The sequence below is a fragment of the Empedobacter sp. ULE_I140 genome, from assembly GCF_053482575.1.
In genome coordinates this window covers 2,121,177-2,140,722 of sequence record NZ_JBQMTX010000001.1, presented here as the reverse complement: position 1 = coordinate 2,140,722, position 19,546 = coordinate 2,121,177, and the positions used below count along the sequence as shown (strand labels likewise).

General features: G+C 31.2%; 12 protein-coding genes. 5 read left to right on the top strand and 7 right to left on the bottom strand.

The window, feature by feature from the left end; translation table 11 throughout:
• Nucleotides 1-2,196, top strand: a complete 2,196-nt coding sequence (locus tag ACTS9J_RS10200; RefSeq protein ID WP_448353188.1) for a B12-binding domain-containing radical SAM protein — start codon at nucleotides 1-3, stop codon at nucleotides 2,194-2,196.
• A gap of 209 nt (nucleotides 2,197-2,405) precedes the next feature.
• Here ACTS9J_RS10200 and ACTS9J_RS10195 read toward each other — a convergent pair whose 3' ends face one another.
• The 3 genes from ACTS9J_RS10195 to ACTS9J_RS10185 all read right to left on the bottom strand — a co-directional run bounded on the left by ACTS9J_RS10195 (nucleotide 2,406) and on the right by ACTS9J_RS10185 (nucleotide 7,804).
• Nucleotides 2,406-3,398 carry an OmpA family protein gene (locus tag ACTS9J_RS10195; RefSeq protein ID WP_291069913.1) on the bottom strand — a complete coding sequence of 331 codons (993 nt, stop codon included), beginning with the start codon at nucleotides 3,396-3,398 and terminating at the stop codon, nucleotides 2,406-2,408.
• Nucleotides 3,399-3,581: 183 nt separating this feature from the next.
• Nucleotides 3,582-3,974: a DoxX family protein gene (locus ACTS9J_RS10190; RefSeq protein ID WP_038330750.1), complete on the bottom strand. Its 393-nt coding sequence runs from the start codon at nucleotides 3,972-3,974 to the stop codon at nucleotides 3,582-3,584.
• A 2,192-nt stretch (nucleotides 3,975-6,166) separates the two neighbouring features.
• Nucleotides 6,167-7,804, bottom strand: a complete 1,638-nt coding sequence (locus ACTS9J_RS10185) for a helix-turn-helix domain-containing protein (RefSeq protein ID WP_448353187.1) — start codon at nucleotides 7,802-7,804, stop codon at nucleotides 6,167-6,169.
• 346 nt (nucleotides 7,805-8,150) lie between these two features.
• Here ACTS9J_RS10185 and ACTS9J_RS10180 point away from each other — a divergent pair, with 346 nt between their 5' ends.
• The 4 genes from ACTS9J_RS10180 to ACTS9J_RS10165 all read left to right on the top strand — a co-directional run bounded on the left by ACTS9J_RS10180 (nucleotide 8,151) and on the right by ACTS9J_RS10165 (nucleotide 11,262).
• Nucleotides 8,151-8,390 carry a hypothetical protein gene (locus ACTS9J_RS10180; RefSeq protein WP_448353186.1) on the top strand — a complete coding sequence of 80 codons (240 nt, stop codon included), beginning with the start codon at nucleotides 8,151-8,153 and terminating at the stop codon, nucleotides 8,388-8,390.
• Between the two features lie 28 nt (nucleotides 8,391-8,418).
• The gene (locus ACTS9J_RS10175; RefSeq protein ID WP_448353185.1) at nucleotides 8,419-9,492 is read left to right on the top strand and encodes a DoxX family protein; all 1,074 of its coding nucleotides are present in this window, start codon (nucleotides 8,419-8,421) and stop codon (nucleotides 9,490-9,492) included.
• Between the two features lie 83 nt (nucleotides 9,493-9,575).
• Nucleotides 9,576-10,460 carry an IS982 family transposase gene (locus ACTS9J_RS10170; RefSeq protein WP_448353184.1) on the top strand — a complete coding sequence of 295 codons (885 nt, stop codon included), beginning with the start codon at nucleotides 9,576-9,578 and terminating at the stop codon, nucleotides 10,458-10,460.
• Nucleotides 10,461-10,971: 511 nt separating this feature from the next.
• On the top strand, nucleotides 10,972-11,262 hold the full coding sequence (locus ACTS9J_RS10165) for a DUF6520 family protein (protein WP_221855747.1): 291 nt from the start codon (nucleotides 10,972-10,974) through the stop codon (nucleotides 11,260-11,262).
• A gap of 39 nt (nucleotides 11,263-11,301) precedes the next feature.
• Here the strand turns inward: ACTS9J_RS10165 and ACTS9J_RS10160 are convergent, their stop codons facing one another.
• The 4 genes from ACTS9J_RS10160 to ACTS9J_RS10145 all read right to left on the bottom strand — a co-directional run bounded on the left by ACTS9J_RS10160 (nucleotide 11,302) and on the right by ACTS9J_RS10145 (nucleotide 19,400).
• Entirely contained in the window at nucleotides 11,302-13,806 is a 2,505-nt protein-coding gene (locus ACTS9J_RS10160; RefSeq protein ID WP_448353183.1) for an alpha/beta hydrolase family protein, read from the bottom strand.
• 59 nt (nucleotides 13,807-13,865) lie between these two features.
• Nucleotides 13,866-15,233, bottom strand: a complete 1,368-nt coding sequence (locus ACTS9J_RS10155) for a RagB/SusD family nutrient uptake outer membrane protein (RefSeq protein WP_313572659.1) — start codon at nucleotides 15,231-15,233, stop codon at nucleotides 13,866-13,868.
• Between the two features lie 28 nt (nucleotides 15,234-15,261).
• Complete coding sequence (locus tag ACTS9J_RS10150; protein WP_448353182.1) at nucleotides 15,262-18,219, bottom strand: SusC/RagA family TonB-linked outer membrane protein; 2,958 nt, start codon at nucleotides 18,217-18,219, stop codon at nucleotides 15,262-15,264.
• 203 nt (nucleotides 18,220-18,422) lie between these two features.
• Entirely contained in the window at nucleotides 18,423-19,400 is a 978-nt protein-coding gene (locus tag ACTS9J_RS10145; protein ID WP_038337380.1) for an IS110 family transposase, read from the bottom strand.
• Nucleotides 19,401-19,546: the final 146 nt, after the last annotated feature.

Genomic DNA, 19,546 nt, shown 5'->3' with positions numbered 1-19,546 from the left:
TTGAAAACGGATCTTTTATTAATCACACCACCTTTTACGCAATTAAATACACCATATCCTGGAACAGTTTATTTAAAAGGATTTCTAAACACACTTTCATATTCAACTTTTCAAGCTGATTTAGGTTTAGATGTTATCTTACAATTATTTTCAAGAAAAGGTTTAATTGATTTATTTGAATTTATTCAAAATCAAGAGATTGAATTAGGTGATAATAGTAAAAGAATGGTGATGTTAAGCGACGAATATATCGCAACTATTGATCCTGTTATCCGATTTTTACAAGGAAAAAATTCGACCTTAGCTGATTCAATTATTCAAGATGGATATTTACCAGAAGCTTCTCGTTTTGCAGAAGTTGAAGATTTGGAATGGGCTTTTGGTTCGATGTCTTTTCAAGATAAAGCGAAGCATTTGGCAACGCTATATTTAGAAGATTTATCGGATTTAATCATTGAAGCTGTTGATGAAAATTTTGGTTTTTCTCGTTATGCTGAACGTTTAGGAAGATCGGCAAATTCTTTTGATGAATTGTATCAAGAATTACAGAAAGCCCCAACTTATATTGATAAAATTACACTTTCGGAATTAGAGAAATTAATTCAGAAAACGAATCCAAAAATGATTGGTTTTTCGGTTCCTTTTCCAGGAAATTTATATTCGGCTTTCCGTTGTGCGCAATATATTAAAGCAAATTATCCTGAAATTGTTGTGGACATGGGTGGAGGTTTTCCAAATACAGAATTGCGCTCTTTAAGCGATTCACGAGTATTTGAGTTCTTCGATTTTATTACATTAGATGATGGTGAAGCACCAACTGAGCAATTGTTAAAATATATCAACAATGAAGTTGAAGTTTCTGAGTTAAAAAGAACTTTTGCTCTTCAAAATAATCAAGTTTCTTATATCAATAATCAAACTGTTCGCGATTATAAATTTAGCGAAGTGGGAACACCAGATTATACGGATATCAAATTAGATCAATATATTTCTGTCATCGAAGTGGTTAATCCAATGCATCGTTTGTGGAGTGATGGGCGTTGGAATAAGCTGACAATGGCGCATGGTTGTTATTGGGGGAAATGTACGTTTTGCGATATTTCGTTAGATTATATCAAAATTTATGAACCAATTGCTGCAAAACAAATTGTGGATAGAATGGAAGAGTTGATTGAAACAACTCAAAATACAGGTTTTCATTTTGTGGACGAAGCTGCTCCGCCAGCATTAATGCGAGAAGTTGCGTTAGAAATTCTTCGAAGAAAATTAACTGTAACATGGTGGACAAATATAAGATTCGAGAAAAGTTTTACATATAATTTGTGTCGATTATTGAAAGCTTCGGGCTGTATTGCGGTTTCTGGAGGTTTGGAAGTCGCTTCGGATCGATTGTTGAAATTGATTGATAAAGGTGTAACAGTGGAGCAAGTTGCGGTTGTAAATCGAAATTTTACCGAAGCTGGAATTATGGTACATGCATATTTGATGTATGGTTTTCCGACACAAACAAAGCAAGAAACGATTGATAGTTTGGAAATGGTGCGTCAAATGTTCGAATTAGGAATTCTTCAATCAGGATTTTGGCATCAATTTGCGATGACAGCGCATAGCCCAGTTGGGTTGAACCCAGAAAAATATGAAGTAATTAATCATAGCACCGAATTAGGAACTTTTGCGAATAATGATATGATTCACGAAGAAAAATCAGGTTTAATTCATGATCAATTCTCGAATGGATTAAAGAAATCATTGTTTAACTATATGCACGGTGTTGGTTTTGAGTTGTCGCTGAATGAGTGGTTTGATTTTAAAGTTCCGAGAACGTCAATTCAACCAAATTATATCGAAACAGTTTTGAATAATGAAACTTTTGTAATGTATAAACCAACGCAAAAAGTAGTTTGGTTAGGAGGTAGACCACAAATAGAATTTGTAACGAAAACAAAAAAAGGAAAAACTTTTGAGAATGCAGTTTTACAATTTCATACCAAACAAGATTATCTTGAAATTGTTGTAGACAAAGAGATTGGCGAATGGTTGGTTGATTTTATTCAATACTTGAAAGAAAGTCCAAAAGCAGTTTCCTATCAACAAATGAAACAAAGTTTTGAAGAAAAAATACAAACCGATTTTGAGATTTTTATTTATTCAAAACAAGCCGAAAAATTAAAAGAAACAGTTTTACTGATTGTTTAAACATAAAAAAACCTTGAATTATTCAAGGTTTTTTTGGTAGATATGAATTTGTATTTAATGATTTTAAAGAACCATCAGAATTAAACATTCTTTGGTATAGAATCTAGTTCTTTAGTTTCTATAATGTTTGGAGCAACTTTTTTTAATAATGTACTACGGATTAGTATCAATATTTTTCATGTTTAATAAAATTAAAACATATATAGATTTTACTTTACTTTAACCAACTCTACACGTCTATTTTTAGCTTTATTTTCTTCTGTATCATTTGCTACCAATGGTTTTTCAGCTCCGTATCCTATAGCAGATAAACGTGTTTTATCAATACCTAAAGCAATTAGTTTTTGCATTACAGCATTTGCACGATCATTAGATAGTTTTTTGTTATGCTTAGCGTCGCCCGAATTATCAGTATGCCCTTCAATTGATATTTTTAATGTGTTATCTTTCTTTAAGGCATTTGCAATTTCAGTCACAATCTCATCACCTTCTTGCGTGATTTTTGCTTGATCAACATCAAAATTTATATATAAAATAGATTTTCCATTCTTAGTCAAATCCTCAGCAATTTCGTCTGCTGTTACTTTGGTGATAGTTTGCTTAAAGTCTGTTTCTTGTAGTACATTAAGCGAAGCACCAGCATTGTTAGAAAGGTATTGTATATATACATTTCCTTTATCTTTTGTACGTAATACCCAAAACTTCATATTTTGTCCAGCGTATCCCATATCGCCTTCGCCTCCTTTATTCGGATCTTGTTTATTGTAACGCTCATATTCTTCTTTGGTTATTTCACCATCAAACACTTTAACAGCCCCGATAGATTGTAAATAATCAGCCATACTTTTTTCAAAGAAATGTTGCGAAAATTCTTCTCCTTGTTTAGGTGAAACAAAAGTTTTATACAACTTTCCTTCAAAAGGTGTCATAACACCGTTAATAGGAAAAAAACATATGTCAAATTGTTTTACCAAAGGTTTGTTCATTTCTTTTAAACCTTGCGGAAGATTTATGAAAGGAAAATCTCCAATATCAGCTGTTGAAAATGGAATTTTGCTGATGTCAAATCCATTATCAGCAATCGTATTTTCTTGTTTTTGATTAGTATCTACTATAACATTATCCGTTTTCTTTTCTTCTGTTTTGTTGTTACAAGAAACAATCAAAGTAGCTGCAATCGCTACAATAAATAGTTTATTCATCGCTGTTCAAATATTAATTTTATAGTATTATTTGAGATAAAAATACTATAAATTATTATCATACAGTTATTTATTTACGTAATTATTTTAATCTTCTATTTAGATCTTTATTAAAAGTCATCCTCTTTCATTCAAATTTGTTTAATATAATTCAATTGTCGTAAGTTGGTTACTTCAAACAAGTTATTTAGTATTTTTAGTCGATTTCAAAGCCCATATAATTAGTAAAGGTTGCATGAATAATCGTGCTAATCTTTTTTGATCTGTATCCAATCCAAAACCATCTCTTTTGTTTTTATATTGAGCCCAGTTTCCAGGAAAAACAGCCCCAAAAAAACAAGCTGCTATTTTTCCAACTATTTCTTTTTTACTATCTGGAGCTAAAACAATCGTACTACCCAAGGCTATTTCTGCAATTCCCGAATACACAACTGTGTCATCTTTGGGTAAAGGAACCCAATTTGGTACTTGTGCCTTGAATTCTTTTCTAGCTATAGTTAAGTGAGCAATTCCTGCTCCAATCAAAAAAGCTCCTAAGGTATATCGTGCGATGTTTTGTGTCGTGTTATTTTTCATGGTATTCATTTTTAGAATGTTATTATTCAATAATGAATCAAAAATCGTACAACTAACACTTAATGGGTTTTGAATAGGTGAAAAATCAAGATTTTTTATTTGAAATTTATAGGGAATTAATTTATTATGTTTTACGCTTAACTTTTTACGTTTTTTTCTTTCTTGCTGTCACATTTATTATGTTGAAGAATAAGATGAAAATTGTTTTAAAACGTTTAACTTCTTGATATAATTTTCTACATTACATTTCGAAAATCACTCGAAGTGACGGTATTTGATGTGAGTATTGAAACTTGTTACTGAGTTTACGAAGTGTCGAAGTGTCGAACCGAATCCTCTAATTTTCTAACCACAATAGAAACATAGTTTTTTTTATTTTAGAAATTGTATAGTTCAGTAAACTGAAAAATATCGATTTATTTACTATGATTAAAACATTTCGATTCTAAATCGTCGGATTTTTAACTCCTTTTTCAATATTCAAAATCCTTTTTTTACAATGAATTTATAAATCGTCATTGCTGAAAAGTCGACATACGATTTGCAGACGAGCTTCAATCTATTGGATGAGAAGGGTTAAGAGATTCTTCATTTCGCTAAAGCTACATTCTGAATGACAATTTCTATCTGTCATTTCGAGGTATCGAGAAATCTTTTGTCACTTTTTTATTCATAGCTTATATATTTTAATTATCGGTATACATATGCCCTTCGGGGAACAATCAAAAAAACTAACGAATACTTCGGCAGGCTCAGCAAAAGCAAGACTTGTCTTTGATTTTCGACGGTCAAAATTAGTTTCAGCCATTCAATGTTTTAAATCATTATCATTCTTTCATTTTTTAAGCGCAAAAAACGAAACAAAAAACGCTTGGCTGTAAACCTCTCTACTAAAAATGTTATCATTCCACTAAAGATTTTACAAACCCTACGGGCTAAAATCTTTTTAACGCTGCATTCAAACATTTTCTTAACGTGAGAGTTTTAATGCCGGTTTCTTCATCCTTTTTCAATATTCAAAATCCTTTTTTTACAATGAATTTATAAATCGTCATTGCTGAAAAGTCGAGATTGTTGTAAATAAGAGTATTAAAGTCGACATACGATTTGCAGACGAGCTTCAATCTATTGAAACAAGCGTAAAAAAGATTAGTGAGCGTATGCGAATCATTTAATCTTTTTAGTGCGTGAAATGCTAATTGAACGTCGAAAATCGCGGTCTTGACTTTTTTGGTTTGTTTTTGTGTCAAGACTTCCCCGAAGGGCATATGAATTCATTTGAAAACAATAATAACTCATGAATAAAAATGAACATATAATTATTAATCAACTTGTAACAATTTTACCTAAGCTCCACAGGAGCTTCTCCTTTTAATTTCAAATTCTTAATCTCAAATGTTTTTTTTATCAAGACAAAAAATGAACGTAATAAAATAATTATCTTCTTATTATCGTAAATTATGATCAGAACCTCATTCTTAATCTTAAATACATACTACTTTTTACATACTACAATTCTCATATCTCAATTCTAAAATTGTAATTCTAAAATCGTTTACATACATTCTACTGCCACTATGTTGCCTTTATCTTGCCTTGATGTTGGGAGTATCCTGCCATTTGGAATTGTCTATGTTCTACGGTTAACGTTTCACGTGTTTTTCTTTCTTGTTGTCACATTGAGTAAATTTTCGTTTCATAGAAAAAGAAAATTGTATCGAAATGTCTTTTCTATGTCAGTTGTATGTACCTATGTGGTGAATATTCTTTTTTGTCATATCTTCCTTTCATTTTTTTGCTCATCCAAAAAAACGAAACAAAAAAAGATGCCGACAGTAGTCTCTCAATGATTCAACTAAATAAATTATTTCCATAAAGTTGATAACTCACTTCGTTCAGACACCTCAACTTTTTTTATTCCAATAATTTAGAGTTGAATCGCATTTCGATTCTAAATCGTCGGTTTTTTCATCCTTTTTCAATATTCAAATTCACTTTTAATAAAGAATTTTGTCACATTGATTATGTCGAAGAATAAGACGAAAATTGTTTTAAAATGTCTAACTTCTCGATACAATTTTCTACATTACATTTTGAAAATCACTCGAAGTGACGGTATTTACTATCTTTTTGAATAGGGGCAATGAACCTCGGTTTGAGAGTCTACCGAAGTATCGAGATGTCTTTTCTTTTTAATTGTTTTTGTTTAGATTGAATTTCAATTGTTTTATATATTCATAAGGGCGAAATGAGGTTACTTGAAAGAATACATTCGAAAATTGACGAGAAGATGAAAAACCTACTAATTCTGCTAAATCACCAATTGAATGTTGATGATACTGATCTGAATCCATTAGGAGATGAAGAACATAATTTATTCGAAGTTGATTGATGTAATTTGAAAAATTAGTTCCTTTTTCTGAGTTAATAATCTTTGATAAATATGCAGAATTGGTTTTAAATGATTTTGCTAATTGAGCCAAGGTTAAAGTTTTCTGTACAAATAAGTGATTCATTTCAAAATCATTCAACTGATTCAAAATATGATTTACAACTTCAGTCGGAATCTCAATAACAGGAGGTTCTTTTACTTTCTTTTTATCTATCGTAAGCTGTTTGAAAAAACGTTTGTAACTATACAATACCCCGATGGAACATAAAATGATCACAAAACCTATCAAAATAGGGTAGATGGTGATTTTGAATTCAACATTTTTCTTCAACTTCAATAATTCTTTTTCATCATATTCTTTTTGGAGAATAGGAGATAGCTTTACTGTATTTTGCTGAGTTAAATGATCTAGTTTTAGTAACTGATTGATATAATACAATTGGTTTGGGTAATTACGATTATTTTCAGAATTATGGATTAAGGCATCGTAAGCAGCACGAATATCGCTATCTAAAAAATCATATTCATTAAAAAGTTGATCTATTTTTTCAAAATATATCATTGCTTTTTGTACTTCATTTATTGCCTCGTAAGATTTACCAATATAAAAATAAGCCAAACTAAGTGAATTAGCATCTTGTTGATCTTTTAAATAATCTAATTCATTTGTTAGCGTGGTTATTGATTGTTGATACTCTTTTTCTAAATAGAATTGAATTCCTTTTAAATAGGTGAAATAATGAATGAAATAGTCGTTTTGCGAATCTTGACTCAATTTCAAACCTATATGATTAAGTTGATCAGCTTCTTTGTATTTATGTTGAGCCTGTAAAATTTGAACGGAATAATAAAGGCTATTTAGATAATAAGCTTGGTGATTGACATCTGAACTATTATTTTCAAAGTAAATATTGCATTTCTGAAACAATAGTTCCGCTTCACTAAACTGTTTTAATTGAAATTTAATTAAAGCAACATTAAAAAGGACTTTATGCGTTAAATAGTTGGATGATTTCTTATTCAATTTCTTTTCAGCCCATAAATAATTTTTTAAGGCTGGTTGAAATTTCTTGAACTGATAATGAACCAATCCTTTCGAAAGAAAACTTTGAACAATCAAATCATTATTCCTTGTCTGTTGAGCAACAACTATTGCACTATCAGCATATTTTAATTTGGTTGAATAATCCTGTGAATAGAAAATAGCTTCCTTATAGCCATAGCACAACGTTTCGCCATCATTACTAATTTTAGCTTTTAGGATATAAGCATTAATGTACTTCCAAACTTCGGGATTGTTCTTATCGGTTTGAAATGAATCAATTCTCTGAACCAGAAAATCATTTGTTTGTGTGCTTAGTTGATCAATTGCATAGACATTTTCGATGTTGAAAATAAGCCATAAAAATCCAATTAGAAGAGGTATAGATGTTTTCATAAGCATTGTTTTTTTAGATGAAAACAGTAGTAGATTTCCATGTAAGTTACTTATTTTAATCGAATTAGGTTTGTAAATTACCACAAATCACTAATCGATTACTCCATGAAATGTATGAATTTATAAATTTCACCCATTTATACAGCGTAGTAGCGTATCTTTTTTATAGTAAATTAAAAAATTAACATTTGGTAATTTATTGTTTATTAATAATATAAACGATTACAGGTAACACTTTTATAAAATCAACATAGTCTTTATGTTTTTGACGTGCTTCTTTATTGTTTTAATCATTATGCCTTCTAATTTTAAGCTAAGAATATAAATAATCCTAAAAAACACGACTATGAAAACAAAAAATTATTTATTCATTAGCATCATTAGTTTCCTATTTTATCAATGTATAGAGGAGGAGGAAGCTCCACAATTAAGATCAGATGGTTCATCTGTTGTAGAACAAAAACGCGAATCAGATTTACATATAGAATTGGATAGTATCGTTACTGCTGATTCTATTCAAGAAGAAGCTGATCCACCAAAAGATAAAGATCCTTATATCAAGCGTACTGAGGAAGGAGGTGAGTAGTTCACTTTAAACCCTAAAACACATTAAGATGAGAAAATACGATCCATTTATACAAACACTCATCTGCTACCTATTTATTGTGTTGTTCATTTATGCAGCGGCAAGCAAGCTGATGGATTTTGAGAATTTTCAAATTCAATTGGCTCAATCACCATTGCTTAGTGCTTATGCAGGATTTATTTCCTATGCAGTTATTACTGTGGAAATAGTGATTGCATTACTGCTTTGTTATAAAAGATGGCGATTAATTGGGCTTTATGCTTCGTTCGGATTAATGATAGCATTTACAGTATATATTTATCTGATATTAAATTACAGCGATTTCATTCCATGTTCCTGTGGCGGTATTTTAGAAAAGATGGGATGGAAAGAACATTTAATTTTTAATGTAGTCTTTGTTGGTCTTTCCATCATTGCTATTATGATTACAAGAGAAAGTGTAAAACGAAAGCTTTTCTTGAAATTAATTGTAATTGGTATTCTGAGTGCGGGTTGTGTTGTTATTTTATTCTTACAATCAGAAGCAAAGATGTCTAAACAGAATCCATTTATTCGGAAATATTTGAAAGATATTGTGATTGGTAAACATTCGTATAAGCTTAAAAATAATTCACACTATTTTATTGGTGTTACAAACAATAAGCTGTACTTAGGAAATCGATTTGCACCTCTTTATGTAACAGAAATCGATTTAGATAATTATCAATCTCGTGAGCTAATAATTAAAATCGACCAAGACGACTTTCCTTTTCGTACAGTTAAAATATTTATTTCATCTCCACATTTCTTTTTAGTAGATGGAACTGTTCCTGTAATCTTTAAGGGGGATATCAAAACATGGGAAGCTAAAGTATTATCAACAGATCCAACCCTTTATTTTTCGAAAGCTGTTATAAGTTCAACAGACGAGTTATTTGTCCGTAAGCAAGATTTTAAAACAAAGCAAAATATACTAGCACGATATAATTTAGCACCTTCTGTTCAACAATTTACCACTACATCAATATTTGGGGAAGCAACACAAGGGATTTTTGATACAGATGGCATTCCGTTGTTTGATTTACAACAAAATAAATTTCTATATGTAACCCGTTGGGTGTAATTATTTAAGTAAAAAAAATTGATCAGATATTGGTCAAGATACTGAAATTCAGTATCTTGAAGTCGCAAAACAAACCAATATCCATGTCAAAGATAGTAAAAAATTATTTTAGAGTTTTAGAAGTTGTAAGTTCGTTAGGATGTGAATTAAAATATAAATCTGGCGTTGGAAGAAAAGAAAAAATGACTGATTTAGAGGTTGTTGCATTAAGTTTGACGGCTGAATTTATGTCAATTGACAGTGAAAATTCTTTATTTAAAGAGATTAATGAACAGCAAATACCTAATTTAATTGAGCGAAGCCAGTTCAATAAAAGAAGACGAAAATTGTTTTTCTTTTTAGAAGAAGTAAGGACTAAGTTAGCATCTCGGTTTTTAGAATTTGAAGATTATTTTATAGTGGATAGTATGCCGTTGGAGATTTGCAAATTTGCACGCCATCGAAGAATTAAAATTTGTAAAAAAGATGTTGAAACTGCTCCTTCAAAAGGGTTTTGTGCTTCTCAAAATAGCTGGTTTTACGGATATAAATTACACGGTGTTTGTTCTATAAATGGAATTTTCCATTCATTGGATATTACAAAAGCAGAGGTTCACGATGTTCATTTTTTGAAAAACATAAAACAACAAATGTCTGATTGTGTGTTGCTTGGAGATAAAGATTACTTGTCTCAAAGCATTCAATTAGATTTATTTCAGACGGTAAACATCAAATTAGAAACGCCCAAAAGAAATAATCAAAAAGATTATAGACCACAACCTTATATCTTTAGAAAATCAAGAAAAAGAATTGAAACATTATTTTCACAACTATGCGACCAATTCAGAATTAGAAACAATTATGCTAAAACTTTTGAAGGTTTTAAAACAAGGATTTTAGCAAAAATAACAGCTTTAACACTAGTACAATATATCAATAAATTTATATTTGACAGACCAATAAACAATATTAAAAATCAAACAATTTAATTACACCCAACGGGTTCTATATGTATACTATTATCGAAACAATTATGTAGTTGCGAATAAAAATTTAGATGTAATCACCAGATCTCATACAATAGACACCACCCGTTTAGCACCACTTAAAGTTATAACGAATCAGCAAAATCAGCAAAAATTATTAAATCCTAATAGTGTAGTAAACCGCTTAGCAGCGGTAGACAATGGACTATTGTATATAAATTCTACTAAAAAAGGACAATTTGAAGATAATCAAGTATGGAAACAAGCTTCTGCAGTAGATATATATGATTATCAAAAACAATTGTATAAAGGCAGTTTTTATCTCTATGATGTTGATCGTCAAAAAACAAATGAATTTATTATTAACAATAACAATTTATATGCAATTATAAAGAATCAACTGGTTGTATATACGCTTAATACGAAAATCATACAATAAACTATCGGCCGATAGCAGGAGGATAACCGAACACCTGTATAATATAGTAGGTTAAAACCAAAATAATTACAAAAAATGAAAAATTTAAAACTTCAAACAGTATTGCCTATTGCAGCATTTTTATTGGCTGGAATAGGAGCGTTTGCTACACAGCAAACAAAAAGCAACGAATCTATCAAAGATGCTGCTTTAATCGATGGATTTATTCGACATAGTTCGTCTACAGATTGTGAAGAAATTAAAGTTGATTGTACACAAGAACGTACAGATCAACTTTGTATGACAGAAGAAGCAACTCCACAGCAAGTTTGGCAAAAAAATGGTGTTGGTCAGTGTGTTTTAGAATTATATAAACCAATTAATTAAAAATAGAGGTTCCGAAAGGAACCTCTTCTTATTTGTAGGTTATTTAATCCAACTACTTTTTGGTTCGTTTTTCAAATAAAAAGCAAACCATTGTTCTATTCTTTTTGTCAAATCTGTTTGATCTTCTTTACTTGTAACAAAATGTCTTGCTTCAGGATAGCGTAACATAACAATCTTTTTTTTGAGTTTCCTCAAAGCGGTATAAATTGTCATTGTTTGTTCTGGAGGTACAGTAGCATCATTTTTACCTGTCCAACTCAATATTGGTGTTGTGATTCTATTTGCATGATACAAAGGAGAATTTTTTATATAAAGTTCGGGCGCTTCAAAAAAAGGCTTTTTTATTCTAAATTGAAAATTTTCATAGCGCCAGCTTTCTGTTTTTTCGTAAGGTTCATTCCAAAAATAGTCTTTTACCAAGTCAAATAAACTTGCTCCTGTAACAGCAGCACTAAATAAATCGGTTTGTGTAAGTATAAAATTGGTTTCATATCCTCCAAATGACTGTCCAATCAATCCTATTTTTCCTTTTTCAGTTACACCTTCATCAATTAGTTTGTTCAGAACCCCTACAACTGAATTTGTAGCAGATGCACCAGTAAAACCTTTATCATATACCATATCAGGAAGTACAACAATATAACCTTGTTGCGTAAGATTTGATACGTTAAATCCTATGTTGTTATACATCGATGGATTGTGGTATTCTTTTACTGTTTGTGACAAATTTTCGTAGACACGAACTATAGCAGGATATACATTTCCTTTTGTGTAATTCGGTGGATAAAATATAGCAGCTTTTAATTTTTTTCCATCTATAGTTGTGTAATGCAATAATTCTGATGTTCCCCAATCATAAAGATAATGTTGTTTATTCGTTGCGAATAATTGTATTGCTTCACTTCTCATATCTTTTTTATACCACAATTCTGGTGGTAAATTATAGGCTTCTTTTAAGTAAATAAAATCTGTTGTTAACTTGGCTTGTTGCAACTTTGTATATAAAAAATCATGACTTGTCAATAGTAAATCAATTGTATGATTTGGTTTTAATATGGCATAAGATTTAATTCTTGTATTTAGATCATTTATAACCAACCTGTTGTTCTTTGTTTCGTCAATAAGACGGATATCCGACGTATTTTTTGATTTCGTCAATAACTCAAAACGAAAAACTTGTTGCGACTCTCTACCTTTTGTCAACTTAGTAGAAGCTAATGTCTTTACATTTATTTTCCAAATATCATAGGTGTCATATAGATAGAGGTATTGTTTATCATTTGAGATTCCTGCAATTCCCCATGCAATTTGTTGATAACCTTCATCTAGTAATTTGTTATCCCATTCGGCATATATGGAAGAAGTTAAATTTGTAGCTGTTTCAAGTTTTGTATTATACCACCACCAATTATTGTCATAGTAGTAAACAAAATCATCTGTTTGTCCTACATTTCCGAATAGATGAGTATTTGGATCAAATTCTTGAATAATTCTTTTCTTAACAGCTGTTTTCGAATCATAGAAATAAACATCATAATCGTTTATTAATTTATTATCTGTTGTGTTTTGATATGGGTTGTATAATAAGAGCTTATTACTATTCGATAAATAATGTATATTAGGTAGTTCATCGTCTGTAATCTGTTTTACAGTATTTTCTACTCTATTCCAAACCCAAGTATAAGGGGTATAACCACGTTCATCTCTCATTTTTCTAATTGGATAGATTAGCTGATCCGAACCATACCATATTTCTACAGAATCATTTGTTGTTCTGTTTATCAACTTCTTTTTGGCATTGAAATAAATGAATTCAGCATTAGCAGAAAGATACAATGTATTTGATGTTTGATCGATTTCGTCTTCTATCAAATTAGTATTCATACAGTCTAAGTTTTTACTTTTTAGATCAAAATAACAAATGCTAGACAAGGCGTTTTCGTTTTTCGATAATATAACGACACCATTGTCGTTCCATTTAAAATTAATGTAAGAACCAGCTTCTTTATGTGCTACCGCATTAGATGACAAAGGGTGAGAAAGATCTATGTATTCTAAAAAGATACTAGTATCAACTATTTTTTCATAAACCATTCGATTTGTTTCATTATCAAAACTATAATTACGCGTATTTTCAATGGTTTTTATACTATTACCTTTTATATCTCGCAAAACAATTCGTTGTGCATTGTTGTGTTTTTCTATGGAAATAAGAATATTCTTGTCCACTGAAACAACATATTTTTTTACATCAGGAATCTCAATATTTTCTAGCGTTTTTAAATTAAATACAGAAAGATTATTGTTTTTTAACCATAGAAATGAATTTTCTTTCATAAAAGAACCTTCTCTTACTCCAGCAATACTTATTTGTTGTTTCGTCAAGTTGTTAATCAAAAATACAGTATCTCTAGTAGCGTAAGATATACTAATAGTAGACCAATTACCTTTTTCAGAAATTTGCGAACCAATAACTTTTCCCCATTTATCGTATTCAGATTCTTTTACTGTTCGGTGAGTATGTTGTGCAGATACAAGCTTCATGTTAAATAAAAACATGAGGTGTATCAATACAATAAGACGCTTCAATATAGTTGTTTTCATTAGTATCCAGTGTTTTGTGTTAAATTCGAATTCTTTAATATTTCTTGTTCAGGAATTGGCCATTGTTGGCAATAGCTTTTCCAATTTGATTTTGTTGGAGTTAATAGTTGATCGATTAGATTCAATCGTTTTAAATCAAAAAAACGATGCCCAAATTCACAGAAGAACTCATGCTGTCTTTCTTGTAAAATAGCTTCTATAATTTCCTCATCAGTCAATGCGATATAAGCAGGTAAACCAGCTCTTGATCTAATTTTGTTTAGATCTTGTAAGGCACCTACTTTATTTTGTTGTTTTAGACGTGCCTCAGCACGAATTAAAAATTGTTCTGCTAATCGAAAAACAACCGAGTTTTCTGTTGTTGAAGAAGAGTTTGTTCTTTGTTTGTATTTATAAGCATGTTTCCAAGTACTTGTACCGTTTGTAACTTCTCTTACCCAGTTTTTTTGACGAATATCATTTGGTTCAAACTGCGTATTTACTTTTGTTAAAACAATAGAAGTAGGAGGACCAGTTGCGACATAGTATGTACCACCTTCATACGCATAATTACCAGCTTGCTTAGGAGAAATTTGCCAAATAATCGATTTATTCTCTTTCAAAAACTCTTGATTAACATCTTGTTGCCATTCTATAGAAGGAGTATTAATTACTGTAGAAGCCCATTTTTCAGCATTTACCCAATTTCCTTTATACAATTCTACACGTGCTAGTAAAGCTTGTGCAGTTACTTGATTAGGACGATTACGTTGTAGTGTTATTTGTGAAGATAATAGCGGTATAGCTACTTCTAAATCTTGTGTAATTTGTTCATACACTTTTGTTTTTTCTAAACGAGAAACACTTTTATTCAACTCATAATTCGTTGTTTTTATATAAGGAATATCGCCATAGGTATTCACTAAATAAAAATGGAGCAATGCTCTCACAAAAAGCGCTTCACCTATAAAACCATTTTTATCTGATGTAGATAAGCCTTTACTATTTTGACAACCTTCTATAATAGCATTTGCTATATAAATCTGATAATAGGTTTGCGACCAATATTGTAGTACAGTGGCGCTATTTGCTTGTAATGTATTATTATATAAATTTTGAGATTCTACTTGATTGATTTGATACGAATCCAATTCATCGGTATATAGACCAATAGAAACAGGAAAAGCACTCATTTGCCCACTTACAAAACCTTTTTCTCTCATATCTGCATATAGGTTAATAAGCGCAGCATTTGTTGTCTTTTTATCAGCAAAAACCAACTCACTATTGTATTGAGAAGTAGGAACATCAACATCCAAAAAGTCATTGCATCTAAAGAATAAGACGCTTATAACGACTGTTAAACTTAACGTATATATATTTTTCATTGTGCTAAATTTTATTATTCTTATTCGACTAAAAGTTTAATTTCATTCCCATTACGATGGTACGAAGAGGAGGGAGAAATCGGTTGTACTTAAATTCGGGATCACCACCTTTATAAGGCGTTAGAGTAAATAGATTTTGACCTTGTAGAAAGATTTGAGGTTTCAAGAAATGATCTTTTAAAGGAATATCATAGGTAATCGAAATGTTTTTCAATCGGATGTAAGAAGCGTCCACAATAGAAAGCGTACTACTTCGCATTAAATTATAATTAGCCGCTATTTGAGAATTTTTAGTACTATATGGTTGCATAGGTATACCATAGTCTACTAACTGATTGGTCATGGTACCAGCTATTGCTGTAGGCAAGTACAATTGTCGTTCTTGTTTTACGAACTGAAATAATACATCTAAACTCAACTGTTTGTACCGAATCTGATTGGCGATACCACCATAATAAGAGGGATTAAGATCAGTGAGTACAACTCGATCTTTCAGAGAAGTTATTTTACCATCTCCATCATAATCATAAAATTCATATTGATTATTTGTAGGATTTATACCTGTGTATTGATAAAGTTTGATGCTGTTAATAGATCGACCGATAACATAAGTATTGGCGTAAGCAGAGCTTTCAAGGTCTGGATATGATAGTAACTTGTTCCGATTAAAAGATAAATTAACCTCTGTTGTCCACTTCCAATTATTAGTCGTTATATTTTTGGAACCTAGTGTAAATTCCCATCCTTTATTTTCTACTGTTGCAGGTAAATTTCCAGAAAAAGAAGAAAAACCAGTTGTAGTAGGTAGAGCAATTCCGACCAATTGATTTCCTGATCTGTTTTGATAATAAGCCATAGAAAAATTAAGACGATCATGTAGAAAACCTAATTCTAGCGCAACTTCTAATTTACGATTTGTCTCCCAATGATAATTGGGATTATACAACCGAATAGGACTTAAACCAACTGTCCCATTATATGGATTGGATGTTGTTTGATAATTATCTAAATATTGATAATCTCCAATATTATCACTTCCTGTAATTCCATAGCTACCACGTAATTTCCCAAAACTCAACCATCTATTGTTTTTTATAAAATCCTCTTTTGTGAATAGCCAAGCCGCACCAATTGCACCAAAATTAGAATATCTATTCTGAGGACTAAAACGACTCGAGCCATCTCGTCTAGCTGTTACGTTAAGTATATATTTATCTTGTAAGATGTAATTCAATCGTCCATAAAAAGCTTGATAACGGTAATTTGTTTTTTCATCTAAGCCTATTAATTGTAAAGCAGCAGTAGACAAAGACAATAACATTTCATTCGAAGGGAAATCGGCGGCAGTTAAATACAGCCTATCAGTTGTTTGATCCTGAAAAGTTGCACCTATAAGAAAAGAAAAACGATGTTGATTCCATTTCTTATCCCAACTTAGTTGAGGTTCTATAATCCATGAAGAACGATTAGTTTGATTAGATTCTACACTTGATGATTCACTACCTTGTCCAGAAGAAGGATTATACATCGTCGACGGAAAAGTTCTCAACTCACGGCTATGCAATTGGGTAAACCCTAAATTGGTTTTAAAAGTTAAATCAGGTAAAATAGCATAGCTCAACATCATATTAGCGGTTAGATTATCTATTTTTGATAGAAATTTAGACTCTAAACTTGCTAAGGGATTAGTCCATGTATTATTTGCCCAATTCAATTGCCCATTCTCATCATATAAAGCAGGTGCATTGGGTGCTAATTCTCTTGCAATAGTTGTTAAATCAGTAGAAGGTTGATTGTTATTTTGATTGCTATAATTACCTGTAAATAAGAAATTAAACTTTTTATCCTTGTAGTTTAAAGCCAAATGAACAGCATTCTTCAAATATTTAAACTCTCCTGGATAAACAGTAGTTTCTTCGTGATGTGTACCATTCACGGTATAATTAAAAGTGGTGTTACCACCACTTATAGAAGTTTGTATCATGTTATATTCTGCTGTACCTCCAATTAATTCTTTTTGCCAATCGGTAGATCGGGTTGTATCCCATGTCCCGTTTATATCATAGGCATTTGTAGGATAAGTAGAAATACCATCATAGGCATAAGCCTGTCTACGCATATCAAGATATTGTTCGGTATTCATCAATTTCAACGGGCGTGTAATTTTTCCTATCCCCATCGATGTCCGAATACTTACCTGTGTAGCACCTACTTTTCCTTGTTTGGTTGTAACGAGTACCACACCATTTGCACCACGCGAACCATAAATAGCTGTAGCATCGGCATCTTTCAGTACTTCTATACTTTCTATATCAGCAGGGTTAATCGTAGATAACGGACTTGTAAAAGAAGGTCTGTTTCCAGAGGTAGATGTGCCTCCAATAGGATCCGAAGAGTAGGGGATACCATCTATAATGAATAAAGGTTGATTGGCATCGGGTCTTAAACTGTTTTGTCCCCGTATTTTTATCTGAAATCCACCTCCAGAACCACCACTTTCTTGAGTTATTTCTACTCCTGCCATCCGTCCTTGTAGTGTTGCTAAAAAATTATCTACTGGCTGATTCTCTATTTCCTTTGCGGTAACACGTGCAATAGACCCCGTACGTTCTTTGTCTTTTACAGCATAGTATCCCGCATTTATCACCACATCTTTTAGCTGAATTTCATCATCTTCTTTTGTGAAACTTACATTTATCACACTTCTATTCAGCACCTCTTCTTCACGAATAGGGAAATCCAATTGCTCAAAAATTAGTTTAGCATCATCATGTTGTAAGGTCAACGCATAATATCCATTCGCATCAGTTCGCACACTATTCTGTGTACCTTCCTCTGTTACGACCACGCCAGAGAGCAAATGGTTATGATCTTTCACCGTTCCAGTCACGGTTTTTCCTGTTTGTGCAAATAGGGGTGTAGCACAAACCAATCCCAATAGCACACTTATTGTATGCCTATTGAGTTTAAAGTAAAATTTTTTCATAATTTTACATCGTTTTTTAATTCAACATTAGTTTTAAAAGCTTCTCCTTTTCCAGTACATCGCGCCAACTTTGTTTTTGGGAAAGGGGTTTTATTTTTTTTACGTTTTACGGTCTACGCTTAACGTTTTACGGTTTTTGCTACGTATTACGCTTAACGTTCTACGTTTAACGTCTTTTTTCTTTCTTGCTGTCATTCTGATTTCTATGACAAAACCAAGTTATTTTTATAAATATTTTGATTTTTAATTAGTGCATAAATTCTGTGAATTATTTTATTTCTGACTGCGTTTAAGACCGACATTTTATTTTTCCCTTCTTCTACCTTTCGATGATAATAAATAGCCAAGTCATTATCTAAACGAATAGCACTCATTGCAGCTAAATGCAATAGTTTCTTCAAATCTTTATCAGCCATTGATGAAACTTTCGGTTTTCGCCTTATGGAAGTTCCAGATTGAAAATCAAATGGAGCTATTCCAGCATAGCAAGCCATTTGTCTAGGTGTATTTATGGTTGTAAAACCATCTGTTTTAATCAACATATTAAATGCTAAAACTTTTCCTACACCAGGAATTGATTGTATTCTTTTATAATGATTATGAAGCTGTTCATCTTCGTTAATTAATTGATAGATTCTTTCTTCTATTTCATTAATTTGTTTCGTTAAGACATCAATAAGCTTAGTGTTTAAGCGTAATACAGCTTTATCCATAGTTGATTTTAAGAATTGTTCATCTTTTGCTTGAGCTAGTAATCCTGCTCTTATTTTAACGCGATGTTTTCTTTCAGCATTCAATAATTTTATCTTTTCAATGACTTTCGAATTAGGCTTCCACTGTTGAAGATCCATATAATTTTTAAGTAAAAATACAGCAATACGTTCGCTGTCAATTTTATCATTTTTACCTCTAACTAATCCCATACTTTTTTTCAAATGCAAAGGATTGATGACATAAACAGCAAAAGAATGTTGAATTAATACGTTGTAAAGAAGGATGTTAAATCTCCCTGTATTCTCCATTCCAATTAGAATATTTTGTCTCTTAACAAATTGTTTCAAAAAAGATTTGATAGCTTTTTCAGTATTAGCAATAGTATCAAAACGATTCACTCCATTTTCTTGAATGCAGATGTCTAAAGTTAATTTACTCACATCAATACCAATAACAATTTTTTCCATAAATTTGAATTTAATGAGAAGAGAAACTTATCAATAACTCGATTCCTTACTAATGGGTTTTTAACCCGAATTTCTATTTGAGAATTTGATAAGAAAGAGTTGAGTCTTAATCAGAATATGAGATTATATAGCTCTGAACTCGTTAT